The sequence below is a fragment of the Flavonifractor sp. DFI.6.63 genome (assembly GCF_024462255.1).
Taxonomy (GTDB): Bacteria; Bacillota; Clostridia; order Oscillospirales; family Oscillospiraceae; genus Lawsonibacter_A; species Lawsonibacter_A hominis.
This window is the reverse complement of the sequence record NZ_JANGBE010000104.1, coordinates 1-345: the sequence shown is the minus strand read 5'-3', so window position 1 is coordinate 345 and position 345 is coordinate 1. Positions and strand designations below refer to the sequence as shown.

Genomic DNA, 345 nt, shown 5'->3' with positions numbered 1-345 from the left:
AGGAATTGATCAAGGATATAGCAGACCTATACTATCTGGATCCAAACGATTTGGAACAGCTTGAAAGAATGGGTAAGAAGTCGGTAGCAAACCTTATGGCATCAATTGAAAAATCAAAGACAAACGAACTTTGGAGGCTGATAAACGGTCTAGGTATCAAGTTTGTTGGACTAAAGGGAGCAAAATTACTTGCCAAGGCCTATAATAACCTTGACGAGATAATGGCAGCGTCATCAGAGGACTTGATTAAGATAGACGAGTTTGGTACTATAATGTCAGACAGTGTTGAGAAGTTCTTTGAAGAAGACAAGAACAAGGAAACAATAGAAAAGCTTAGAAGAGCTG

The 345-nt window shown here is 38.8% G+C and carries 1 protein-coding gene; it reads left to right on the top strand.

The window, feature by feature from the left end:
- Positions 1–50 precede the first annotated feature (50 nt).
- A partial coding sequence (locus NE547_RS18095) for a helix-hairpin-helix domain-containing protein (protein ID WP_305148566.1) occupies positions 51–345 on the top strand: 295 nt, incomplete at its 3' end.